The sequence below is a fragment of the Ectothiorhodospira marina genome (genome assembly GCF_900109495.1).
Lineage (GTDB): Bacteria > Pseudomonadota > Gammaproteobacteria > Ectothiorhodospirales > Ectothiorhodospiraceae > Ectothiorhodospira > Ectothiorhodospira marina.
The window spans coordinates 17,876-40,729 of sequence record NZ_FOAA01000020.1; the positions used below are offsets into that span (position 1 = coordinate 17,876).

At 62.8% G+C, this 22,854-nt stretch carries 21 protein-coding genes; 7 read left to right on the plus strand and 14 right to left on the minus strand.

Annotated elements, in window-relative coordinates:
- Position 1: 1 nt before the first annotated feature.
- The 10 genes from BMY52_RS13715 to fabD all read right to left on the minus strand — a co-directional run bounded on the left by BMY52_RS13715 (position 2) and on the right by fabD (position 8,307).
- A complete protein-coding gene (locus BMY52_RS13715) occupies positions 2 to 817 on the minus strand; it encodes a TatD family hydrolase (protein WP_090255359.1) in 816 nt (271 codons plus the stop codon).
- Between the two features lie 11 nt (positions 818 to 828).
- The gene (locus tag BMY52_RS13720; RefSeq protein WP_090255360.1) at positions 829 to 1,170 is read right to left on the minus strand and encodes a PilZ domain-containing protein; all 342 of its coding nucleotides are present in this window, start codon (positions 1,168 to 1,170) and stop codon (positions 829 to 831) included.
- A gap of 46 nt (positions 1,171 to 1,216) precedes the next feature.
- On the minus strand, positions 1,217 to 2,203 hold the full coding sequence (gene holB, locus BMY52_RS13725) for a DNA polymerase III subunit delta' (RefSeq protein ID WP_090255362.1): 987 nt from the start codon (positions 2,201 to 2,203) through the stop codon (positions 1,217 to 1,219).
- Positions 2,200 to 2,883 (minus strand): dTMP kinase, encoded by a 684-nt coding sequence (tmk, locus tag BMY52_RS13730; protein ID WP_245740897.1) that lies wholly within the window; start codon positions 2,881 to 2,883, stop codon positions 2,200 to 2,202. The genes holB and tmk overlap by 4 nt, the downstream gene beginning before the upstream one ends.
- A 19-nt stretch (positions 2,884 to 2,902) precedes the next feature.
- Positions 2,903 to 3,910, minus strand: a complete 1,008-nt coding sequence (gene mltG / locus BMY52_RS13735; RefSeq protein WP_090255364.1) for an endolytic transglycosylase MltG — start codon at positions 3,908 to 3,910, stop codon at positions 2,903 to 2,905.
- A gap of 21 nt (positions 3,911 to 3,931) precedes the next feature.
- Complete coding sequence (gene pabC / locus BMY52_RS13740) at positions 3,932 to 4,726, minus strand: aminodeoxychorismate lyase (protein ID WP_090255366.1); 795 nt, start codon at positions 4,724 to 4,726, stop codon at positions 3,932 to 3,934.
- 35 nt (positions 4,727 to 4,761) lie between these two features.
- A complete protein-coding gene (gene fabF, locus BMY52_RS13745) occupies positions 4,762 to 6,000 on the minus strand; it encodes a beta-ketoacyl-ACP synthase II (RefSeq protein ID WP_090255368.1) in 1,239 nt (412 codons plus the stop codon).
- A 137-nt stretch (positions 6,001 to 6,137) separates the two neighbouring features.
- Positions 6,138 to 6,380 carry an acyl carrier protein gene (acpP, locus tag BMY52_RS13750; protein WP_025281709.1) on the minus strand — a complete coding sequence of 81 codons (243 nt, stop codon included), beginning with the start codon at positions 6,378 to 6,380 and terminating at the stop codon, positions 6,138 to 6,140.
- Between the two features lie 206 nt (positions 6,381 to 6,586).
- Positions 6,587 to 7,330: a 3-oxoacyl-ACP reductase FabG gene (gene fabG, locus BMY52_RS13755; protein WP_090255370.1), complete on the minus strand. Its 744-nt coding sequence runs from the start codon at positions 7,328 to 7,330 to the stop codon at positions 6,587 to 6,589.
- 41 nt (positions 7,331 to 7,371) lie between these two features.
- On the minus strand, positions 7,372 to 8,307 hold the full coding sequence (gene fabD, locus BMY52_RS13760) for an ACP S-malonyltransferase (RefSeq protein WP_090255372.1): 936 nt from the start codon (positions 8,305 to 8,307) through the stop codon (positions 7,372 to 7,374).
- Positions 8,308 to 8,474: 167 nt separating this feature from the next.
- Between fabD and infA the strand changes: the two genes are divergently transcribed.
- Positions 8,475 to 8,693: a translation initiation factor IF-1 gene (infA, locus tag BMY52_RS13765; protein ID WP_090255374.1), complete on the plus strand. Its 219-nt coding sequence runs from the start codon at positions 8,475 to 8,477 to the stop codon at positions 8,691 to 8,693.
- Positions 8,694 to 8,869: 176 nt separating this feature from the next.
- Here the strand turns inward: infA and clpA are convergent, their stop codons facing one another.
- Genes clpA through icd form a run of 3 tightly spaced genes read right to left on the minus strand, consistent with a single transcriptional unit; the run spans position 8,870 to position 12,771 of the window.
- On the minus strand, positions 8,870 to 11,134 hold the full coding sequence (gene clpA, locus BMY52_RS13770; RefSeq protein ID WP_090255376.1) for an ATP-dependent Clp protease ATP-binding subunit ClpA: 2,265 nt from the start codon (positions 11,132 to 11,134) through the stop codon (positions 8,870 to 8,872).
- Positions 11,135 to 11,146: 12 nt separating this feature from the next.
- Positions 11,147 to 11,467 carry an ATP-dependent Clp protease adapter ClpS gene (gene clpS, locus BMY52_RS13775; protein WP_090255378.1) on the minus strand — a complete coding sequence of 107 codons (321 nt, stop codon included), beginning with the start codon at positions 11,465 to 11,467 and terminating at the stop codon, positions 11,147 to 11,149.
- 47 nt (positions 11,468 to 11,514) lie between these two features.
- Positions 11,515 to 12,771 carry an NADP-dependent isocitrate dehydrogenase gene (gene icd, locus BMY52_RS13780; protein WP_090255380.1) on the minus strand — a complete coding sequence of 419 codons (1,257 nt, stop codon included), beginning with the start codon at positions 12,769 to 12,771 and terminating at the stop codon, positions 11,515 to 11,517.
- Positions 12,772 to 13,142: 371 nt separating this feature from the next.
- On the opposite strand from icd, the gene BMY52_RS13785 reads away from it, so the two are divergent.
- The 3 genes from BMY52_RS13785 to hflD all read left to right on the plus strand — a co-directional run bounded on the left by BMY52_RS13785 (position 13,143) and on the right by hflD (position 15,684).
- Positions 13,143 to 13,586, plus strand: coding sequence for an NUDIX hydrolase (locus tag BMY52_RS13785; RefSeq protein WP_090255381.1), 444 nt, complete (start codon positions 13,143 to 13,145; stop codon positions 13,584 to 13,586).
- A 17-nt stretch (positions 13,587 to 13,603) separates the two neighbouring features.
- The gene (gene mnmA / locus BMY52_RS13790) at positions 13,604 to 14,719 is read left to right on the plus strand and encodes a tRNA 2-thiouridine(34) synthase MnmA (protein WP_090255383.1); all 1,116 of its coding nucleotides are present in this window, start codon (positions 13,604 to 13,606) and stop codon (positions 14,717 to 14,719) included.
- A 335-nt stretch (positions 14,720 to 15,054) separates the two neighbouring features.
- Positions 15,055 to 15,684: a high frequency lysogenization protein HflD gene (gene hflD / locus BMY52_RS13795; protein ID WP_090255385.1), complete on the plus strand. Its 630-nt coding sequence runs from the start codon at positions 15,055 to 15,057 to the stop codon at positions 15,682 to 15,684.
- A 271-nt stretch (positions 15,685 to 15,955) separates the two neighbouring features.
- On the opposite strand, the gene acnB is transcribed toward hflD, so the two are convergent.
- Complete coding sequence (gene acnB / locus BMY52_RS13800; protein ID WP_090255387.1) at positions 15,956 to 18,535, minus strand: bifunctional aconitate hydratase 2/2-methylisocitrate dehydratase; 2,580 nt, start codon at positions 18,533 to 18,535, stop codon at positions 15,956 to 15,958.
- 177 nt (positions 18,536 to 18,712) lie between these two features.
- On the opposite strand from acnB, the gene acnA reads away from it, so the two are divergent.
- The 3 genes from acnA to BMY52_RS13815 all read left to right on the plus strand — a co-directional run bounded on the left by acnA (position 18,713) and on the right by BMY52_RS13815 (position 22,836).
- Entirely contained in the window at positions 18,713 to 21,454 is a 2,742-nt protein-coding gene (gene acnA, locus BMY52_RS13805) for an aconitate hydratase AcnA (protein ID WP_090255389.1), read from the plus strand.
- Positions 21,455 to 21,613: 159 nt separating this feature from the next.
- Positions 21,614 to 21,991, plus strand: a complete 378-nt coding sequence (locus BMY52_RS13810; protein WP_090255391.1) for a hypothetical protein — start codon at positions 21,614 to 21,616, stop codon at positions 21,989 to 21,991.
- Positions 21,988 to 22,836 carry an HDOD domain-containing protein gene (locus BMY52_RS13815; protein ID WP_090255393.1) on the plus strand — a complete coding sequence of 283 codons (849 nt, stop codon included), beginning with the start codon at positions 21,988 to 21,990 and terminating at the stop codon, positions 22,834 to 22,836. Before BMY52_RS13810 ends, BMY52_RS13815 begins: the two co-directional genes overlap by 4 nt.
- The last annotated feature ends 18 nt before the right edge of the window (positions 22,837 to 22,854 follow it).

Consider the following 22,854-nt stretch of genomic DNA (forward strand, 5'->3'; position numbering starts at 1 on the left):
CTCAGGCTCCACCGGCGCCAGACAGCGACCGGGGGGCGCCATGTTCCGGCTCGCCGAACAGGCGCCGGTAGTTGGCTGTGGTCTGTTCCGCCACGCGCTCCAGGGTGACGCCCCGCACCTCCGCCACACACTCAGCCACATGACGCACCCAGGCCGGGTGATTGGTCTTGCCCCGGTAGGGGACCGGTGCCAGATAGGGCGCATCCGTCTCCACCAGCAAGCGATCATCGGGAACCTGGCGGGCCACATCGCGCAGGGACTGGGCATTGCGAAAGGTGACGATGCCGGAAAACGACACATACAGGCCCAGATCCAGACCAGCGCGGGCCATGCCCCAGTCCTCAGTGAAGCAGTGCAGCACGCCGCCCGCGTCCTGGACGCCCTCCGCTTGCAGGATGTCCAGGGTGTCCCGACGTGCGTCCCGGGTATGGATGATCACCGGCTTGCCGGCGACCCGGGCAGCACGTATGTGGCGACGGAAACGCTCCCGCTGCCACTCCAGATCCCCTTCATTATAGTGATAATCCAGCCCCGTCTCGCCGATGGCCACCACACCCGGGTCATGAGCCATGGTCACCAACTCCTCCTCGCTGGGTTCATGCCCCTCCCGGGCACTGGGATGCACCCCCACCGAGCAGGATACCTGCTCATAACGGGCGGCCAGTTCCTTCACCTGGGCATAATTGTCCATATCGATGCACACGCACAGCATGTGATCCACGCCTGCCTCGGCAGCCGCTTGCATCATGCGGTCCCTGTCGCCGTCAAAGGGCTTGAGGTCAATGCGGTCCAGGTGACAATGGGAGTCGATCAGCAAAGTGCAGCATCCTACATGGTGTGGGTGGGACGATCGGCCTGCAGGGTGCCCCCCAGCAGACCCTCGATCTTGTTGCGGGTGGCGCCGTTGTCCTGTTCGTTGAACTGCACGCCAATGCCGGGAGTTCGGTTGCCCTGGGCACGCGGCGGCGTGATCCAGATGATCCGGCCCGCCACCGGCAGACGTTCACGCTCCTCCATCAGGGTGAGCAGCATGAAGACCTCATCTCCCAGCTTGTAGGGCTTTTGCGTGGGGATGAACAGGCCGCCATTCTTCACGAACGGCATATAAGCGGAGTACAACGAGTTCTTGTCCTTGATGGACAACGAGAGGATACCTTGCCCTGGTGCCACGACGGTCTCCCCGGTCAGGCCTGGCTGGCAGGCAATGCGTGAGGGTTCAGGAGCGGGCCAGATCCCGCCAGGTGATCAGCATGTCCTCCAGGAACATCACCGTGTTCACGTTGGAGTCCAGCCCCTGGCGCCAGATCAACAGCTGCTGCTGAAGCTGGAACGATGCCTGCAAGTCTAACGCCTTTGCCAGGGCCTGCAAATCCTCACGGGGGGCAATGCCCGAGGTTTGCGCGCCCGCCTCACCCGTCATGTGCCAGCGGATCACATCACTGATCAGGATCTGCTGCCGGGTCACCCATTCGCTGATGGACACGTCCTTGAGTCGATCCACCAGACTCCCCAGTGCCAGCCTGCCCGCCAGCAGATCCAGAAGGGCGCGTCGCTGTGCCTGCCATTCTTCGACGGCCCCCCCCTCAGCCAGGCTTCGGGCCCGCAGGGGCGAGCCCTGTCCCAGGGCCAACAATGTATCCACCGATGCCTCAGGCACGGATCCGGCGAGCCATTCCCGGGCCTGGGCAACATCCGGCATGGGCAATTTGATCTGCTGGCAACGACTGAGAATGGTGGCGGGTAGGCGCGCCGGATGGGCCGTGACAAGCATCAGGATGCCCTCCCCCGGCGGCTCCTCCAGGGTCTTGAGCAGACTGTTGGCCGAGGCTTCATTCATGGCATCGGCCGGATGAATGATGGCCAACCGGTAACGCCCATGACTGCGGCTCAGACCCATGAAGCCGGCCAGGCCACGAATCTGATCCACCAGGATCTGGGTCTTGCCCTCGGGGATGGTCAACTCGGTGAGATCCGGATGAGAGGCGGCGCGTACCATGTGACAACCATGGCATTGCCCACAGGGGGCGCCCGCGGAATCCGGGGTGGTACACAACAGCCCCTGAGCCAGGCGACGGGCCATCTCCAGCTTACCCACGCCCTGAGGGCCCGTGAACAACAGGCCATGGGCCAGGCGCCCGGCCTCGACCTGCTCCCTGAGCGCCCGCCAGGCCGGTGCCAGCCAGGGATACGGTGCCCCGGTCATGCGCCCCCCCGGTTCCACCCGGCATCCAACAGGGCGTCCACCCGGGCAATCAGATCGGCACGTACCTGCTCCAGGGGCTGCTCGGCATCGATGACGGCGTAACGCTCGGGCTGCATCCGCACCCGCGCGTGATAGATACCACGGACCCGCTCGAAGAATGCCAGGGTCTCCTGCTCAAAGCGGTCCCCCTGCCCCCGTTTGGCCGCCCGGGCCAGCCCGGTGGCCACTGCCGCATCCAGCAGCAAGGTCAGGTCCGGACGGAAGTCGCCCTGCACCCAGCTCTCCAGCGCCGCAATACGCTGTACTTCAATACGTCGTCCCCCGCCCTGGTAGGCATAGGTGGCATCGGTAAAGCGGTCGCTGATCACCCAAGTGCCCGTCTCAAGCGCAGGCAGGATGCGCTTCCGCAAGTGCTCGGCCCGGGCAGCAAACACCAGCAACAGCTCCGTATCCTCATGCATGGGCGGGTAATCCTGCGACAACAGCAATCCCCGTACTGCCTCGCTGATCTCCGTCCCGCCGGGCTCGCGGGTGGCCATCACGGGGATCCCGTGCTGGGTCAGGTGGTCTGCCAGTGCCTGCACCTGGGTGGACTTGCCCACGCCCTCGATCCCTTCCAGGCAAATGAATTTTCCGCGCGCGGGCACGGCTTGCGTCGAATCATCAAACTGGGTGGTCAATGCAATGAATCCTGCTGAATCAGCGGCCATACCGACTGGCATCGCCATCCAGCTGGTATTTGATCACGGCCTGGCGATGTTCTCGATAAGTCTCCGAGAAATGATGGGTGCCGTCCCCCCGGGACACGAAGAACAAGGCCTTGGACTCCGCCGGATGAGCCACGGCTTCCAGCGCAGCGGCCCCTGGCAGGGCGATGGGGGTGGGTGGCAGGCCATCCCGAGTATAGGTGTTGTAGGGGGTATCCAGGCGCAGATCGCGGCGCCGGATGCGGCCATCAAACTGTTCAATGCCATAGATCACCGTGGGATCGGTCTGCAACCGCATCCCACGACGCAAGCGCTCCACGAAGACGGCCGCCACCCTGGAGCGCTCCCCGGCCTGCCCGGTCTCCTTCTCCACAATGGAGGCCAGGATCAGGGCCTCATACGGCGTTTCCAGCGGCAGATCCTCCTGCCTGCCCTCCCAGGCGACATTCAGCGCATGTTCCATGCGCTCGTGGGCACGACGCAGAAAATCCAGATCCGTGGTGCCACGAGGAAAGAGATAGGTATCCGGGAAGAACCAGCCCTCAGGATGAGCGCCCGGCTTGCCCAGGCGCTCCATGACGGCCTCATGATCTTCAGGATTCAGAGTGTTCTCGATGTGCGCGTGATCAGCGACGGCTTGCATCATCTGACGGAAGTTCCAGCCCTCGGGAATGGTCAGGCTGTACTGCAGGGTGCGCCCCTGGATGAACAGGGCCAACAGCGCCGGTGGCGTCATATCCGGGGTGAGCAAATATTCACCAGCACGCAGGTCCTGGGCCTTGCCCTCCATGCGCCCATGCAGTTCCCAATAGTGGGCATTTTCAATGATGCCGGCCGCTGCCAGGTTCTGCCCCACTCGTCGGAGCGAGGCCCCCGAGGGCACGACGAATACCTCTTTTTCAGCCAGGTTTGCCGGGGTGTCCAGAAACCGTTGATAGTCCCAGGCCAAGGCTCCGGCCCCGGCCAGGACCGTCAACAACAGCAGTATCAGGATTCGCATGGGCAGCCTGTCTCAATGGTGTCAAAGGGCCTGTTGCAGGCGGGCAACGAGTGGCGGCACCGACACAGGATGTCCTTCCAGGGAGCGTACGGGCCACAGGCCGATGAGCGTATTGGTCAGGAACAGGCCATCGGCCCGCCACAGATCTTCCACGCGGACCGAATCCTCCTGGCAGGACACCCCCCACGCCCGAGCCCTCTCCATCACGCGCGCCCGCGTGATGCCGGCCACGCCGCAGTGTGACAGATCAGGAGTCACGAGGGCATCATCCCGCACCAGAAAGAGATTGCTCATGGTGCCTTCCACGACCTGTCCCGAGGTGTCCAGCATGAGACCTTCCTGAAAAGCATCGGACCATTCGGACCGGGCCATCACCTGTTCCAGCCGATTCAGGTGCTTGATGCCGGCCAGCGCCGGGTTGCGGGAGAGTCGCATCCGGCACAAGCGCACATCCACTCCTTCGGACACCGTGAGGGACGGGGCGGCGGCAGGCGCATTCCAGGCAAGGATACGGGTCGGCGCGGGTGCAGCCGGCGGTCGATAGCCCCGGGGACCACTGCCCCGGGTCACCATGATCTTGAGAACCCCGCGGGGTTGCCCTTGAAGCACAGTGAGGGCCTCATGGTGCAGGACAGCCGCATCGGGCGGCGGAATCCCCAATCGCTCGCATCCCGTTTGCAAACGGGACAAATGTCGTGACCAGTGAAGGGGTTCGCCCGCCTCTACCCGCAGGGTCTCGAACAGGCCATCGCCGTATTGAAGCCCCCGGTCCGCCACCGGCAAGGACTGCGAGGGTTGTCCGTTGACGAGTATCACCGGGCACCCCCCCTGCCCTGCCATTTGACAGCCCTTTAGAGCTTCGTGAATACCAGGCTGCCGTTGGTGCCACCAAAACCAAAGGAATTGGAAACGGCCACCCGCGCCTGGGTTTCACGCGCCGTATTGGGCACGTAATCCAGATCGCACTCGGGATCCGGGTTATCCAGGTTGATGGTAGGCGGCAACACGCCATGATGCAGGGCCAGCGCCGAGAATACGGCCTCAATGCCCCCGGCGGCGCCCAGCAGGTGACCGGTCATGGACTTGGTGGAACTCACCGCAGTCTTGTACGCATGGTCACCCAGGGCGCGCTTGAGCGCCATGGTCTCAGCCTTGTCACCGGCCGGAGTGGACGTGCCATGGGCGTTCACATAATCCACCTCATCGGGATTGATGCCGGCATCCTTCAGGGCCTGCAGCATACAGGCAGCGGCCCCCTCGCCACCCTCGGAGGGCATGGTCATGTGGAAGGCGTCGGAGTTCCAGCCGAAACCGGACAGCTCGCAGTAGATACGGGCGCCTCGGGCCTTGGCATGCTCGTAATCCTCCAGCACCACCACACCGGCGCCGTCGCCCAATACGAAACCGTCACGGTCCTTGTCCCAGGGGCGGCTGGCGCGGGTGGGGTCATCATTGCGCGTGGACAGGGCCCGGGCCGCGGCAAAACCACCGATACCCAGCGGCGTGGTGGCCATTTCGGCGCCACCCGCGACCATCATGTCCACTTCGCCGTATTTGATCATGCGCGCCGCATCACCGATATTGTGTGTACCGGTGGCACAGGCAGAAACGATGGAGATGTTCGGTCCCTTGAGGCCGAACATGATGGAGAGGTTGCCCGCGACCATGTTGATGATGGCGCTGGGCACGAAGAATGGTGAGATCTTGCGGGCACCGCCCTTGAGAAAGGCTCCGTAGCTCTTCTCGATATAGGGCAGACCACCAATACCCGAGCCGATGGCCACACCGATACGCTCGGCGTTGTCCTCGGTCACTTCCACCCCGGCGTCACGGATGGCCTGGATCCCGGCGGCCATGCCGTAATGGACAAAGGTGTCCATCTTCCGCTGTTCCTTGGGTGAGATGTAATCGTCAGCGTTGAAATCCCTGACGGCCCCCGAGATGCGCACGGGCATGCCAGATGCGTCAAAGACGTCAATGGGAGAGATGCCACTACGACCCGCGGTGATGTTGTCCCATGCGGTATTGAGGGTGGATCCGACCGGCGAGACGATGCCAAGACCGGTAATGACTACGCGCCGTTTAGACAATCTACTGCCCCTTTTTCACGCCGGGCGTGAAATCTTGAAGTTCAACTCTGTACAACCAGCGGTTTGAGCACTCGTGGCCGCGATCAGGGGACTGGTCGCGGCCACGGGCGTTGAACACGGGTGTTGGCAATCCCCGATCAGGCGTTCGGCAGGTGCTCGTTGATGTAGTCAATGGCCTGCTGAACGGTGGTGATCTTCTCGGCCTGCTCGTCAGGAATTTCGGTTTCGAATTCCTCTTCCAGTGCCATCACCAGTTCAACGGTGTCCAATGAATCCGCGCCGAGATCGTCCACGAAAGAGGCACTGTTGGTGACGTCTTCTTCTTTAACGCCGAGTTGCTCAACGACGATTTTCTTGACGCGTTCTTCGATATTGCTCATGGTTAACCTATCCCCTTGATTTGAAAAGCAGCCGAAGCTGGGCCGCTATTGTATTGAAATCCCTTCGGTCGATCCACTGTGCGTGTTCGCCAAGGGGTGCAGCGCACCCCCGGAAGTATGGACCGCGTCCACTGGGCTGTAAACTCTACTGGGTGTGATAAAAAATCAAGCGAAAACATCGCCCTGATCATGACCTGAGCCGTGGATCAGCCCATAAACATGCCGCCATTCACGTGCAGGGTCTCCCCTGTCACGTAGGCGGCAGTGGGCGAGGCCAGAAATGCGACCACTCCCGCCACCTCGGCCGGGTCACCCAGCCGACCCAGCGGGATCTGGCCCAACAGGGCAGATTTCTGCTCTTCTGGCAGCCCCCGCGTCATGTCCGTGTCGATAAAGCCCGGTGCCACCGTATTCACGGTCACGCCCCGAGCGCCGACCTCCCGCGCCAGGGACTTCGTGAAGCCCAGCAGGCCCGCCTTGGCAGCGGCGTAGTTGGTTTGCCCCGCGTTACCGGAAGAGCCCACCACGGACCCCACATTGATGATACGCCCCTTGCGCGCCTTCATCATGCCGCGCAACACCGCCTTGCTCACTCGGTAGACAGCGGTCAGGTTGGTCTGGATGATGTCATCCCATTCCTCATCCTTCATCCGCATCAGCAGGTTGTCCCGGGTGATGCCGGCATTGTTCACGAGTACGGTCACGGCACCGAATTCACCCGTTACCTGCTTGATCAGGCCATCCACGTCCTCCGGACGGGTCACATCCAGGACCATTCCCCGCCCCTTGGCACCGGCCTCGGTCAGATAAGCGGTAATGCCTTCGGCACCTTTTTCACTGGTGGCAGTACCTACCACGGTCGCGCCCTGATTGGCCAGGGTCAAGGCAATGGCCTTGCCAATACCACGACTGGCGCCCGTCACCAGGGCCACTTCACCTTCAAGAGTCATGCATACTCCTCGTCTGCAGTCTGCAATGGGCCGCCGTCCTGTCAGGACCGGCACATCTCCAGGGCCTGAGTCAGGGATTCAGGGTCCTGCACACAGGCCAGTTTCAAAGATTTGTCGATGCGCTTGTTCAAGCCCGTGAGCACCTTGCCCGGGCCCAGTTCCACCACATGCGTGATGCCATCCCCGGTCATGCGCTGAATCGTCTCCACCCAGCGGACCGGGCGGTGAATCTGCGCCGCCAGGGCGCCGCGAATCACCTCGGCACCGTCGTGACAATCCACATCCACATTATGGATCACGGGAATGCGGGGAATGCCCACGCGAACAGACTCCAGGCGCACATGCATCTGCAGGGCGGCCGATTTCATCAGTTGGCAATGGGAGGGTACGCTCACTGGCAACTGGACGGCCCGTTTGGCGCCGGCCTCCTTGGCCAGTGCCGTGGCGCGCTCCACAGCGACCGTCTGCCCGGCAATCACCACCTGCCCTGGCGCATTGAAATTCACGGCTTCCACCACGCCCTCGACGGAGGCCTCCAGGCAGACAGCCTGCACCTGCTCATCACTGAGACCCAGTACGGCGGCCATGGCCCCCTCACCCTCGGCCACGGCCCCTTGCATCAATCGACCCCGCTCGGCCACCAGGCGCACGGCGGCATCGAAGTCCAGGGCATCGGCACAGACCAGTGCCGTGTACTCCCCCAGGCTGTGGCCAGCCATGATCTGTGGCTCCGGACCGCCTTCGGCGTTCCAGACCCGCCAGGCGGCCACACCGGCCGCCAGCATCGCCGGCTGAGTGTTTTCGGTGCGGTTCAGATCTCCCTCAGGGCCTTCCTGGGTCAGGGCCCACAGATCCAGCCCCAACACGTCGGAGGCCTCCTGGAAGGTATCACGCACTTGTGGATGGGCTTGCGCCAGGGCGCCGAGCATGCCCAGGGACTGGGAGCCCTGGCCCGGAAAGACACAGGCGATTCTCATGAGACAAGTCCTTGCGAGGGTCATGGTAAAGCCGCCTAGTGTAGGCAAACCGGGGGGGTGGGGGCAATGCTACTGACAAACCGCATCACAAGGGGCAGATAGCTCTTGTGTTATGGCGCACAGTGTTGATAATTAGCCCCCTGGATCGCCAAACCCTGTACGGGCATATGTCTAAAGAAGATCATATCGAGCTGGATGGTACGGTGCTGGACAACCTGCCCAACACCATGTTTCGTGTTGAGCTGGATAACGGACACGTGGTCACCGCCCACATCTCGGGGCGCATGCGCAAGCACTACATCCGTATCCTCCGGGGCGACCGGGTCACCGTGCAGATGACCCCCTACGATCTGAGCAAGGGCCGGATCGTTTACCGGAACAAGTAATCTTCCCTCCCCTCATCCCAACCCTTCTCCCCTTGGGGGAGAAGGGCTAAAGCCCCACAGGGAGAAGGTTCTCCCCTCTCCCGTTGAAGGAGAAGGGCTAAAGCCCTACAGGGAGAAGGTTCTCCCCTCTCCCGCTGGCGGGAGAGGGGCCGGGGGTGAGGGCCGGCCGGGGCCGCTCAGTGCACTGGCTCTTCGGCAAAGTCCAGGGACAGACTGCCGTCCTTGACGCCCACATGCACCTCGCCGCCGCCCACCAGGCGACCAAACAGCACTTCTTCCGCCAGCGGCTTCTTGATCTGATCCTGGATCACGCGGGCCATGGGGCGAGCCCCCATCTTCGGATCGTAGCCGTGCTCGGCCAGCCAGGCGCGGGCCTCATCGTCCACCGCCAGAACCACCTTCTTCTCGTCCAGCTGGGCCTGCAACTGGATCAGGAACTTGTCCACCACGTTGGCAATGGTCACCGCATCCAGGGCCTTGAACTGGATGATGGAATCCAGGCGGTTGCGGAACTCCGGGCTGAAGGTGCGCTTGAGCACTTCCATGGCATCGCTGGAATGGTCCTGCTGGGTAAAGCCCACCGATGGACGGCTGGCCACCTCGGCCCCGGCGTTGCTGGTCATCACCAGAATCACGTTGCGAAAGTCCACCTTACGCCCGTTGGTATCCGTCAGGGTGCCATGGTCCATCACCTGCAACAGCAGGTTGAACACATCCGGGTGCGCCTTTTCCACCTCGTCCAGCAACAGCACTGAGTGAGGCTGCTTCAGGATGGCGTCGGTAAGCAGACCACCTTCATCGTAACCCACATACCCGGGCGGGGCGCCGATGAGCCGGGAGACCGTGTGACGCTCCATGTACTCGGACATGTCAAAGCGCACCAGTTCGATCCCGAGGATCTGCGCCAGCTGGCGAGTGACCTCGGTCTTGCCCACGCCCGTGGGGCCGGCGAACAGGAAGGAACCAATGGGCTTGTCGGTGTCGCCCAGCCCGGAACGGGACATTTTGATGGCTGCGGCCAGCTTTTCGATGGGCTCATCCTGACCAAAGACCACCATCTTGAGATTACGCTCCAGATTCTTGAGGGTGTCCATGTCCGAGGCGGACACGCTCTTGGGCGGGATGCGGGCAATCTTGGCGACGATGTTCTCCACATCCTGCACCGAGATGGTCTTCTTGCGCTGACTGGCCGGCTGCAGCCGCCGACCTGCTCCGGCCTCATCAATCACATCGATGGCCTTATCGGGCAGATGGCGATCGGTGATGTAGCGGCTGGAGAGTTCTGCCGCAGCGCGCAGGGCCTTGCTGGTATAGCGCACGTCGTGATGGGACTCGAAACGGGATTTGAGCCCTTTGAGGATTTCGACGGTCTCATCCACCGTGGGCTCGTTGACATCGATCTTCTGAAAACGTCTTGCCAGGGCGCGGTCCTTCTCGAAGATGCCGCGGTATTCCTGGTAGGTGGTGGAACCGATGCATTTGAGTTCACCGGAAGCGAGCATGGGTTTGATCAGGTTGGAGGCATCCATCACCCCGCCCGAAGCCGAACCCGCTCCGATAATGGTATGGATCTCGTCGATGAACAGCACTGCGCCGGGCTGGCGCCGTAACTGGCCCAGCACTCCCTTCAGACGTTTCTCGAAATCGCCCCGGTATTTGGTGCCCGCCACCAACGCTCCCAGATCGAGGGAATAGATGGTGCTGTCGCGCAACACCTCAGGCACCTGCTCATCAATGATCTTCTTGGCCAGCCCCTCGGCAATGGCCGTCTTGCCCACACCGGCCTCGCCCACGAACAGCGGGTTGTTCTTGCGGCGCCGGCAGAGGATCTGCACGGTGCGCTCCAACTCATGGGCCCGACCGATCAAGGGGTCGATCTTGCCCTTGCGGGCCTGCTCATTGAGATTGGTGGCATAACTTTCCAGCGGGTTCTTGCGGCTGCTTTCCTCGCCATCCTGCCCCTCGCTGGAGGTGGAATTGGAGGCATCTTCCTCCGGCTGTTCATCCGGCACCTTGGAAATGCCGTGGGAGATGTAGTTGACCACGTCCAGCCGCGCCAGGTCATGCTGCCCCAGCAGATAGACGGCGTGAGACTCCTGCTCACCAAAGATGGCCACCAGCACGTTGGCACCGGTGACTTCCTTCTTGCCGGAGGACTGCACATGGAAGACAGCCCGTTGCAGCACCCGCTGGAAACCCAGCGTCGGCTGCGTATCCCGCGGGTCCTTCAGGGGTAACTTGGGTGTGTTGGTATCCACGAATTCCTCGAGCTGCTTGCGCAGGCCTTCCACGTTGACCCCGCACGCTCGCAGTACATTCACGGCGGTGGGGTTGTCCGTGAGGGCGAGCAGCAGATGCTCCACCGTCATGAACTCGTGACGTTTTTCGCGTGCGGCCTTGAAGGCCATGTTCAGGGAAAACTCGAGTTCTTTATTCAGCATGGTCGTACCGCTCTAGGCCTCTTCCATCGCACACAGCAACGGGTGCTGATGCTCTCGTGAATAGTCGTTGACCTGGGCCACCTTGGTTTCAGCTACATCCCGAGTATAGATGCCACAGACGCCTTTGCCGCGCGTATGCACATGGAGCATGACCCGGGTGGCCTTCTCGCGATCCATCGCGAAGAAGACCTCCAGAACCTCGATCACGAACTCCATGGGCGTGTAGTCATCGTTCAGCAGCACCACCTTGAATTGGGGGGGCTGCTTGAGTCGGGGCTTTGCCTCGTCCAGTAACAGGCCACTGTCTTCGCCGGATTTGCGTTCTTCTCCCATAGCCTTTGATCGATGTGCAGTCGAAACGTTTCCCTTCTCTTGTTGAATCACATGTGTTCGACGATATTTTCACCGAACTCGGAGCAGGACAGTTCCGTGGCCCCGTCAACGGCGCGGGCAAAATCATAGGTGACGCGACCGGAGCTGATGGCGCCGCCCAGCCCCTTGACCACCCGATCCGCCGCTTCAAACCAGCGCAAGTGGCGCAACATCATTTCAGCAGACAGCACCAGAGAGCCCGGGTTCACCTTATCCAGGCCGGCATACTTGGGCGCCGTGCCGTGAGTCGCCTCGAACATGGCCACGGTATCGGAGATATTGGCGCCCGGGGCGATACCGATGCCGCCCACCTGAGCCGCCAGGGCATCGGAGATGTAGTCGCCATTGAGGTTCATGGTCGCAATCACGCTGTAGTCACCCGGGCGCAGCAGGATCTGTTGCAGGAAGTTGTCAGCAATCACGTCCTTGACGATGATTTCATGGCCATTGTTGGGGTTCTTCAAGCGGCACCAAGGGCCACCATCAATCTCTTCGGCGCCGAACTCCTCCTTGGCCAGTTCATAACCCCAGTTTTTGAACGCACCCTCGGTGTATTTCATGATATTGCCCTTGTGCACCAGGGTTACCGAGCTGCGGTCGTTCTCGATGGCGTACCAGATGGCCTTGCGCACCAGGCGTTTGGTGCCTTCCTCGGAGATCGGCTTGATGCCCAGACCGCTGGTCTCGGGGAAGCGGATCTTGGTCACGCCCATCTGATTGATCAGGAAGTCGCTGAGCTTCTTGGCCTCGGGGGAGCCAGCGGCCCATTCGATGCCGGCGTAGATATCCTCGGAGTTCTCCCGGAAGATCACCATATCGGTCTGCTCGGGATTCTTCAGCGGGCTGGGCGTCCCCGGATAGTAGCGCACGGGGCGCTGACAGACGTACAGATCCAGTTCCTGACGCAGAGCCACGTTCAGGGAGCGGATGCCACCACCCACGGGCGTGGTCAGAGGGCCCTTGATGGACACCACGTAGTCACGCACGGCCTCCATGGTCTCCTTGGGCAGCCAGGTGTCGCCACCGTAGACCCGGGTGGCCTTCTCGCCGGCGAAGACCTCCATCCAGGCGATCTTGCGCTGGCCGTCATAGGCCTTTTCCACGGCGGCGTCCACCACCCGCATCATCACCGGCGAGATATCCACGCCAATGCCGTCACCCTCGATGTAGGGGATGATCGGGTTGTCGGGCACATTCAGGGAACAATCCTCATTAGCCGTGATTTTGGTGCCATGCTCGGGAATCTTGATATGTTGATAAGCCATGGGAGCTCCCTTTGTGGAATGTGACTGTTGTTAAGGATTTTGGTGGGATTATACACGCGATGTCCGGGTGCGTCGGTGGGTGGGTTGATTTCGCCGGTGGGAGCGGCCCTCGGCCGCGAATGGCGAACCTTACCGCAGCCCCGGTGTCGAGCATCCGGGCAGTTCCTCGTGCGGATACATCAGATGACGAAAGATACACTCCAAGCCCCTCTCCCCTGTGGGGAGAGGGGTGGGGGTGAGGGGCAAGGACCATCACGGTGCCCCCCCCTCATCCCCAGCCCTTCTCCCCCGAGGGGGAGAAGGGAGCTTCCGTAGCTGAACCTGGGTGCTTTCACGTTAACCCACACACAAACTCAGGAGTTTTTACATTCATGGTCTGGACACCGCGCGTTACCGTGGCAAGCGTCATCGAACGGGAGGGTCGCTTCCTGCTGGTGGAAGAGGAGGACAATGGCCGCCGCGTCTTCAATCAGCCCGCCGGGCATCTGGAGGAAGGGGAATCGCTGCTGGCAGCCTGCATCCGTGAGACGTTGGAGGAAACCGGGCGTCGGCTCACCCCAGAGGCGGTGGTGGGCGTCTATCGCTGGCAGCATCCGGCCAGCGGGCTGACCTTCATCCGGGTGGCCGTGACGGGCAGCGTGTCCGAGCCCCTGCCTGATCATTCGCTGGATGCGGACATCCTGGCCACCCATTGGCTGGAACCGCGGGTGCTGGCCGATAATCCGGCCTGTCAGCGCAGTCCGCTGGTGCTGAGGTGTATCGAGGATTATCTGTCGGGGCGGCGGTATCCGTTGGAGTTACTGGTGGAAGTTTGAGTGGTAGAATGAGGCACATGCCCCACACCCACCCCAAACGCGTCATCGTCGGCCTGTCCGGCGGTGTGGATTCCTCCGTGTCTGCCCTCCTGCTCATGGAGCAGGGGTACCGCGTCGAAGGCCTGTTCATGAAGAACTGGGAGGACGACGACGAACCCGGCTACTGCTCAGCTGCCAAGGACCTGGAAGACGCCTGGGCCGTGTGCGAGGAGCTTGAGATCCCCCTGCACAAGGTGAACTTCGCCAAGGAATACTGGGACCGTGTGTTTGCCCACTTCCTGGAGGAATACCGCGCCGGACGCACCCCCAACCCGGACATCCTCTGCAACCGGGAGATCAAGTTCCGGGCCTTCCTGGATTATGCCCTGGACAAGGGGGCCGACCTGATCGCCACCGGCCATTACGCCAGGGTTCGGCAGGGTCACGACGGTCAATACCAGCTGCTGCAGGGCCAGGACCCGAACAAGGATCAGTCCTACTTCCTCTACACCCTGGGCCAACGCGCCCTCTCGCGCACCCTCTTCCCCCTGGGCGAACTGGAAAAGCCCCGTGTACGGGAGATTGCCGAGCGCGCTGGGTTCGTCAATCACGCCAAGAAGGACAGCACCGGGATCTGTTTCATCGGCGAGCGGCGTTTCCGGGATTTCCTGCAGCGCTACCTGCCCGCCCAGCCCGGCGAGATCGTCAGCACCGACGACCAAGTGCTGGGGACGCATCAAGGCCTGATGTACTACACCCCGGGCCAGCGCCAGGGCCTGGGCATCGGCGGCGTGCAAGGCGCACCCGAGGTGCCCTGGTACGTGGTAGGCAAGGACATGGACCACAACCGGCTCATCGTCGCCCAGGGCCATGATCACCCGTCCCTGCAGTCCACCGGACTGACCGCCGTGGACCTGCACTGGGTGGCCGACCACCCCCCTACCCTGCCCCTGCGCTGCCAGGCCAAGATCCGTTACCGACAGGCACACCAGGACTGCCTGGTGGAAGCGATACCGGAGGAACCGGGCGCCCTGCAGGTACGCTTCTACGCCCCCCAGCGGGCCGTGGCGCCGGGTCAGTCCGTGGTGTTCTACGCAGGGGAACACTGCCTAGGCGGCGGCATCATCGCCCGGCGGCATCCAATACAGCCATAAGCACTGCTGTCCCTGTGGGAGCGGCCCTGGCCGCGAATGGGCGAACCAAACTACGGCGCCGGTTTCGGGTTTCGGGGCAGGCCCTCATCCGGAGTGAGTCCCTTGCGGCGGGACGCCGTGAATACCTCCCTGTAGGCTTGACCGCCGCATCCATGCGGCGAACACCCGCCTCCAGGGACCCACCCCGGACGAGGGCCGGATGCATCAGTGGTTCCTGTTATTCGCGGCCAGGGCCGCTCCCACAAGGGCACGGGTAACCCACACAGGCTGGCACGTGCAAAGCCGGCTTTATGGTATCTTTCCTGGCATAACCCACCCAGCAACAAGATATTCCCGTGGAATCCTCACACCATAATCGCGCCCTGGCCCTGGCGGCCCTCTTTCAATCCGCCGCCATGGTCAAGGACATCGCCTGGCATGGCCGCTGCGACCTGGACCAGCTGCAGACCATGGTGGGCAGCCTGTTCGCCTTTGAAGCCAACACCATCGAATCCGTCTACGGCGGTGTGGACCACCTGGAGCGGGGCCTGCGCACCCTGCTGGAGCAGATTCAATCGCCTTCCCACCAGGTGGATGCCGAGATCTCCCGCTACGTGATCAGTGTGCTTCATCTTGAGCGAAAGCTGATGAAGAACCCCCAAATGATCAAGACACTACGGGATGGAGTGGATGCGGCGAGTCACCAGAGCGAAGCCTTTGGGATGACCCACGAGAACATCATGGCGCGACTGGGCGAGACCTACCAGAACACCATCAGCGAACTGGGCCCACGGATCATCGTCCAGGGGGACCAGAGTCATCTGGGCAACAGCAACAATGCCGCGCGTATTCGCACCTTGCTGCTGGCGGGGATTCGGGCAGCGGTGCTGTGGAGACAGGCGGGGGGATCGCGGTGGCGGCTGATCTTCAGCCGAAATGCGATCGTGGCCGAGGCCAAGGGGATTCTGGACCGGATCGTGGAGTAAAACTCCCCTTCTCCCAATGGTAAATCCGAAGGTAAGCCCGAAGTGTGAATCCTGGATCGGATCGTGGAGTAAAACCCCCTTCTCCCCTCGGGGGAGAAGGGCCGGGGATGAGGGGAGCGGCGGGCATATTGCCAGCTCATCCCCCTCACCCCAACCCCTCTCCCCAGGGGGAGAGGGGCTATGACGGTTTACACCCCCCTCTCCTCTTGGGGGAGAGGGGCTATGACGGTTTGCACCCCCGCTCCCCTGAGGGGAGAGGGGCGATGCCGGATTACGCTGCGGCGATGGAAATCACCTTGCGCGCCGCTTCCTCATACTCCGGCAACTGATCAAAGTTCAGATACCGGTAGACCTCGCCCGCCATGGTGTTCAGGTCGGCCACATACTCCAGATACTCCTGGGGCGTGGGCAGACGACCCAGCACCGCGGCCACTGCGGCCACCTCGGCCGAGGCCAGGAACACATCCGCACCATCCCCCAGGCGGTTGGGGAAGTTGCGGGTGGAGGTGGAGACCACCTTCGCCCCCGGGGCCACACGGGCCTGGTTGCCCATGCACAGGGAGCAACCCGGCATTTCCATGCGGGCACCGGAACGACCGTAGATGCCGTAATACCCCTCTTCGGTGAGCTGGCGCTGATCCATCCGCGTCGGCGGTGACAGCCACAGGCGGGTGGGCAACTGACCACCCTGGAACTTCTCCAGCAGCTTGCCGGCGGCACGGAAGTGACCGATGTTGGTCATGCAGGAACCGATGAACACCTCATCGATATTCCCACCGGCCACTTCGGACAGCAGACGGGCGTCATCCGGATCGTTCGGGGCACACAGGATGGGCTCCTTGATCGCGTTCAGATCGATCTCGATCACTGCTGCATATTCGGCATCCTTATCGGCACGCATCAGTTTCGGATCAGCCAGCCAGTCTTCCATGGCCTTGGCGCGACGCTCCAGGGTGCGCGGATCACCATAGCCATTGGCCACCATCCAGCGCAGCATGGTCACGTTGGAGCGCAGGTACTCGGCCACCCGTTCCTCGGACAGGCTGATGGTGCAGCCACCGGCGGAACGCTCGGCGGAGGCGTCGGAGAGCTCAAAGGCCTGCTCGACCGTGAGGTCGTCCAGCCCTTCGATCTCCAGCACCCGACCGGAGAAGACGTTCTTCTTGCCCTTCTTCTCCACCGTGAGCAGACCCTGCTGGATGGCCGCGTGGGGGATGGCATGCACCAGGTCACGCAGGGTGATGCCCGGCTGGCGCTCACCCTTGAAGCGCACCAGGACCGACTCGGGCATGTCCAGGGGCATCACGCCCGTGGCGGCGGCAAAGGCCACCAGCCCCGAACCGGCCGGGAAGGAGATGCCGATGGGGAAACGGGTGTGGGAGTCGCCACCGGTGCCCACGGTATCGGGCAGCAGCATGCGGTTCAGCCAGGAATGGATGATGCCATCCCCGGGGCGCAGGGCCACGCCGGCACGGTTCATGATGAAGTCCGGCAGGGTGTGATGGGTCTGCACATCCACCGGCTTGGGATACGCCGCCGTGTGGCAGAACGACTGCATCACCAGGTCTGCCTGGAAGCCCAGGCAGGCCAGGTCCTTGAGTTCGTCGCGGGTCATGGGGCCGGTGGTGTCCTGGGAACCCACGGTGGTCATGCGCGGCTCGCAGTAAGTGCCGGGGCGCACGCCCTCCACGCCACAGGCCTTGCCCACCATCTTCTGCGCCAGGGTGAAGCCCTTGCCGCTGTCGGTGGGGACCTCAGGGCGCTTGAAGACATCCGACGGTACCAGACTCAGGGACTCGCGGGCCCGATCGGTGAGGCCGCGACCGATGATCAGCGGGATACGGCCACCGGCACGCACCTCGTCCAGCATCACCGGCGTGCGCAGTTCAAAGGTGGTGATCACCTCGTCGCTGCCATGACGGCACACCTTGCCCGCGTAGGGGTAGATGTCCACCACATCACCCATCTCCAGGGCGTTCACGTCCAGTTCGATGGGCAGGGCGCCGGCATCTTCCATGGTGTTGAAGAAGATCGGGGCGATCTTGCCGCCCATGCACACACCGCCAAAGCGCTTGTTGGGCACGTAGGGCAGGTCTTCGCCGATGTTCCACAGCACCGAGTTGGTGGCGGACTTGCGGGAGGAGCCGGTACCCACCACGTCGCCCACCATGGCCACGGGGTGACCCTTCTGCTTGAGCTCCTTGATCTGCGCCTCGGCGTCGGTCACACCCTCGCGCGGGTTCTTGTACATGGCCTTGGCATGCAGGGGGATGTCCGGGCGGCTCCAGGCATCCGGGGCCGGGGAAAGATCATCGGTGTTGGTCTCGCCGGGCACCTTGAAGATCGTCACGGTGAGCTTTTCCGGCAGGGCCTGACGGTTCAGGAACCACTCCGCATCGGCCCAGGACTGCATCACGCCCTGGGCGTGGGCGTTGCCGGACTTGGCCCGCTCTTCCACATCATGGAAGGCATCGAACATCAGCAGGGTGTGCTTGAGCTCGGCGGCGGCTGCCTCGGCCAGTTCGGCGTCGTCCAGCAGCTCCACCAGGGTCGCGATGTTATAGCCGCCCTGCATGGTGCCCAGCAGTTCCACGGCATGCTTGCGGTCGATCAGTGGCGAGCTGGCCTCGCCCTTGGCCACGGCGGACAGGAACCCGGCCTTCACGTAGGCGGCCTCATCCACACCCGGCGGCACGCGATGGGTGATCAGGTCCAGCAGGAACGGCTCCTCGCCCTGGGGCGGGTTTTTCAGCAGTTCCACCAGATCCGCGGTCATCCCGGCATCCAGCGGTTTGGGCGGCACCCCTTGGGCTTCGCGTTCCTGAACGTGTTGGCGATAGGCTTCGAGCACAGTAGAACCCTCTGCTAGGCTGCCCCGCAGGGCGGGGAGGGATGTATGATCCCTTTGTGTCACTAGGTTATTTTGACAACAATCTTTATTGCGCGGCAGCATTCTAAACCAGCAGGGGCGGCAGGTCACGATTGTCGACAGTTTGCCCCGACAAAAACAAACCAAGAGGGACGCACGATGACCGACACATTCAACACACGCACCACCCTCCAGGTACAAGACAAGACCTACCACATCAGCAGCCTGGAGCCGCTGAAGGCAGACCACGACGTGGACCGCCTCCCCTATTCCCTCAAGGTGCTGCTGGAAAACCTGCTGCGCAACGAGGATGGCAACAATATCACCCAGGACCAGGTCAAGGCCCTGCTCAACTGGGAGGCCAGGGCCGAGCCCAGTGAGGAGATTGCCTTCACTCCCGCCCGGGTGGTGCTGCAGGACTTCACCGGCGTGCCCGCCGTGGTGGACCTGGCGGCCATGCGCGATGCCATGAAGGCCCTGGGCAAGGACCCCAACCGCATCAACCCCCTGGCCCCGGTGGACCTGGTCATCGACCACTCGGTGATGGTGGACCACTTCGGCAAGGCCGATTCCCTGGACCTGAACATCAAGCTGGAATACCACCGCAACAAGGAGCGCTACCAGTTCCTGCGCTGGGGCCAGAAGGCCTTCAAGAACTTCCGTGTCGTGCCCCCGGGCACCGGCATCGTGCATCAGGTGAACCTGGAGTACCTGGCCCAGACCGTGTTCGTGCGCGAGGACAACGGTGAATACCACGCCTACCCCGACACCCTGGTAGGCACCGATTCCCACACCACCATGATCAACGGCCTGGGCGTACTGGGCTGGGGCGTGGGCGGCATCGAGGCCGAGGCGGCCATGCTGGGCCAGCCCATCTCCATGCTCATCCCCCAGGTGGTGGGCTTCAAGCTCAGCGGCAAGCTCCCGGAAGGGGCCACGGCCACCGACCTGGTGCTCACCGTCACCCAGATCCTGCGCAAGCAGGGCGTGGTGGGCAAGTTCGTGGAGTTCTTCGGCGATGGCCTGGACCACCTGCCCCTGGCTGACCGCGCCACCATTGCCAACATGGCCCCGGAATATGGCGCCACCTGCGGCATCTTCCCGGTGGACAAGGAAACCCTGAATTACCTGCGACTCTCGGGCCGCACCGACGAACAGGTGGCCCTGGTGGAGGCCTATGCCCGCGCTCAGGGCCTGTGGCGCGACACCGGTGCCCGCCAGGCGGATTACAGCGAGATCGTGGAACTGGATCTGGGCAGCATCGTCCCCAGCCTGGCCGGCCCCAAGCGACCCCAGGACCGCATCCCCCTGGATCAGGCCCGCAACAATTTCATGGACACCCTGGATGAATTTTTCAGGGAACATCATTCAGCTCCGGAAGGCGACGCTGAAGAGCGTTTCGCGGGCGAAGGCGGCCACACCGCCCCGGGGGTGGATAACACCCACGAAAAGGGGGCGGTGGAATACGAAATGGGCGGTGAGAAACATCTGCTCAAGCACGGCGCCGTGGTGATCGCTGCCATCACCTCCTGCACCAACACCTCCAACCCGGCCGTGCTGCTGGCCGCTGGCCTGGTGGCGAAAAAGGCCCACGAGAAGGGCCTCATGCCCAAGCCCTGGGTAAAAACCTCCCTGGCCCCCGGTTCCCAGGTGGTGCCTGCCTACCTGGAAAAGGCCGGCCTGCTCAAACCCCTGGAGGCCCTGGGTTTCTCCGTGGTGGGCTTTGGCTGCACCACCTGCATCGGCAACGCGGGCCCGCTGCCGGAACCCATTGGCAACGCCATCAAGAATGGCGACCTGATGGTGGCGTCGGTGCTCTCAGGCAACCGCAATTTCGAGGGCCGCATCCATGCTGATGTGCGCACCAACTATCTGGCCTCGCCCCCTCTGGTGGTCGCCTATGCCCTGGCGGGCTCCATGGCCGTGGACCTTTACAAGGAACCGCTGGGCACCGACAAGAAGGGGCAACCGGTGTATCTCAAGGATATCTGGCCCAGCCAGGCGGAGATCAGCGAACTGATGGAGGCCAGCATCTCCTCGGCCATGTTCCAGGAGAAATACGGCGACGTCTTCCAGGGGGACGCCAACTGGCAGAAGATCGGCGTCACCGAATCCGAACTCTATGACTGGGCCGACTCCACCTACGTGAAGAACCCGCCGTACTTCGAAGGCATGACCATGGAGCCCAAGGCCCCTGGAGACATCAACGGGGCCCGCTGCCTGGTCATGGTGGGCGACTCCATCACCACCGACCACATCTCCCCGGCGGGCGGCATCCATCCGGAGAGCCCGGCAGGCCAATACCTGCAGTCCCATGGGATCGAGCCCAAGGAATTCAATTCCTATGGATCACGCCGGGGCAATCATGAGGTGATGATGCGCGGCACCTTTGCCAACGTGCGCCTGCGCAACCGCATGGCCCCGGGCACCGAGGGTGGCTGGACCACCCACGTACCCAGCGGCGAGGAGATGAGCGTCTATGATGCCGCCATGCGCTATCACCAGGAAGACGTGCCCCTAGTGGTACTGGCCGGCAAGGAGTACGGCACCGGCTCCTCCCGGGACTGGGCGGCCAAGGGCACCCGGTTGCTGGGCATCCGCGCCGTCATCGCCCAGAGCTTTGAGCGCATCCACCGCTCCAACCTGGTGGGCTTTGGCGTGCTGCCCCTGCAGTTCAAGGAGGGTGATAGCGCCGAGAGCCTGGGACTGACCGGACAGGAGTGCTTCGATATCAGCGGTCTGGAAGGTGAGCCTGGCGAGGTCACCGTGACGGCCAGGACCGACGACGGCCAGGAGACCCATTTCCAGGCCCGGGTGCGCATCGACACGCCCAAGGAATGGGAATACTACCGCCATGGCGGCATCCTGCATTATGTGCTGCGCCAACTGGCGGCTGCCTGACCTCTAGCCCTTGGCGTATGACGGGCGGATCCTTGCATCCGCCCGTCCCCTCCCCCCTTGCCCCACATGGCAAGTCCCGGTACTTTGACAATTCCCATAAACATAAAGCGGCTAAACTGACCGGCAGCCCTCTGGCAACCCATTTCAAGCGGAGCAGGCATGATCGACACCAAAAGGACGATCCCCGCCGACCAAGCCGACGCCGGCACTGTCTTGGCGGAAGATGTGCGGGACCGCAGTGGTCGCCTGCTGCTCTCCGCCGGCATCCCGCTCAAGGACAAGCACCTGCGCGTGCTCAAGACCTGGGGCGTCACCCAGGTGGCCATCTGGCAAGACGCCCCCCCAAGCGCGACGGACGATTGTCTGCCCTCTACGACCCCCCCACCCCCCATCGATGAACAAAGCTATCACCAGGCCGAGGCCGTGATGCGAAATGCCTTTCGGCACTGCGATCTCGAAAAGGCGGTCATGCACACCCTGTTCGACCTGGCCACGCGGCGCCTGGCCTCAATGATCCAGCTCAAGGCCCAGTCATGACCGTCGCGCGCCTGGACGACATCCTGGCCCGGGATCCGAATCTGGGGACGCTATCCGACGTCTACCACCGCATTGAGAGCGCCATCAACGATCCCAACAGTTCCTTCGAAGCCATGGCCTCGGTCATCGAGTCGGACACGGCACTGGCCGCCAAGGTACTGCGAATCGCCAACAGCAGCCTCTATGCCCTGCCCGGCGGCATCCATTCCATCCAGCGCGCCATCAGCATCATCGGCACCCAGCAACTGCGGGATCTGACCCTGGCCGCGACGGTGATCCGGCATTTTGAGGGCATGCCCATCACCGGCATCGACCTGGAATCCTTCTGGCGGCACAGCATCGGCTGCGCCCTGCTGGCCCGTTCGTTGGCCAGTTTTCGCCGCGAGGCCAATGTGGAGCGGTTCTACGTGGCCGGTCTGCTTCACGATATTGGCCGACTGGTCATGTACATGCACATGCCGGACGCCATGGCCCGAGTCCTTGAGGCCCGCGAGCACAGCCAGGATCTGCTGTTCCGCGAGGAGCAACGGGAACTGGGTTTCCACCATGCGCAACTCGGTGGCGAACTCCTGGAACGCTGGCAGTTACCGGCGGCCCTGCATGAGCCGGTGCGGTGCCATCACGATCCCAATGAGGCACAACGCTATCCCGTGGAGACAGCTGTGGTCCACGCCGCCGACAGCATGGCCAATGCCCTGCGCATGGGCTCCAGCGGCGAGCGAATGGTGCCACCCATCGATGAACAGGCCTGGGCACGAATCGCCCTGTCTGAAACCCTGCTTGAACAAGTCAGCGCCTATACTGAGCAGCATTATGCTCAGGCAGTCGAAGTTTTTCTTGCCTAGGGCGGGGGGACAGGATGC

Bases quoted from the DNA above. Each gene is read 5' to 3' on its own strand.
- holB (WP_090255362.1), bottom strand. From the start codon at position 2,203: ATGACCGGGGCACCGTATCCCTGGCTGGCACCGGCCTGGCGGGCGCTC.
- mltG (WP_090255364.1), bottom strand. From the start codon at position 3,910: ATGCGAATCCTGATACTGCTGTTGTTGACGGTCCTGGCCGGGGCCGGA.
- acpP (WP_025281709.1), bottom strand. From the start codon at position 6,380: ATGAGCAATATCGAAGAACGCGTCAAGAAAATCGTCGTTGAGCAACTC.
- fabG (WP_090255370.1), bottom strand. From the start codon at position 7,330: ATGACTCTTGAAGGTGAAGTGGCCCTGGTGACGGGCGCCAGTCGTGGT.
- fabD (WP_090255372.1), bottom strand. From the start codon at position 8,307: ATGAGAATCGCCTGTGTCTTTCCGGGCCAGGGCTCCCAGTCCCTGGGC.
- infA (WP_090255374.1), top strand. From the start codon at position 8,475: ATGTCTAAAGAAGATCATATCGAGCTGGATGGTACGGTGCTGGACAAC.
- clpA (WP_090255376.1), bottom strand. From the start codon at position 11,134: ATGCTGAATAAAGAACTCGAGTTTTCCCTGAACATGGCCTTCAAGGCC.
- clpS (WP_090255378.1), bottom strand. From the start codon at position 11,467: ATGGGAGAAGAACGCAAATCCGGCGAAGACAGTGGCCTGTTACTGGAC.
- icd (WP_090255380.1), bottom strand. From the start codon at position 12,771: ATGGCTTATCAACATATCAAGATTCCCGAGCATGGCACCAAAATCACG.
- BMY52_RS13785 (WP_090255381.1), top strand. From the start codon at position 13,143: ATGGTCTGGACACCGCGCGTTACCGTGGCAAGCGTCATCGAACGGGAG.
- mnmA (WP_090255383.1), top strand. From the start codon at position 13,604: ATGCCCCACACCCACCCCAAACGCGTCATCGTCGGCCTGTCCGGCGGT.
- acnA (WP_090255389.1), top strand. From the start codon at position 18,713: ATGACCGACACATTCAACACACGCACCACCCTCCAGGTACAAGACAAG.
- BMY52_RS13810 (WP_090255391.1), top strand. From the start codon at position 21,614: ATGATCGACACCAAAAGGACGATCCCCGCCGACCAAGCCGACGCCGGC.
- BMY52_RS13815 (WP_090255393.1), top strand. From the start codon at position 21,988: ATGACCGTCGCGCGCCTGGACGACATCCTGGCCCGGGATCCGAATCTG.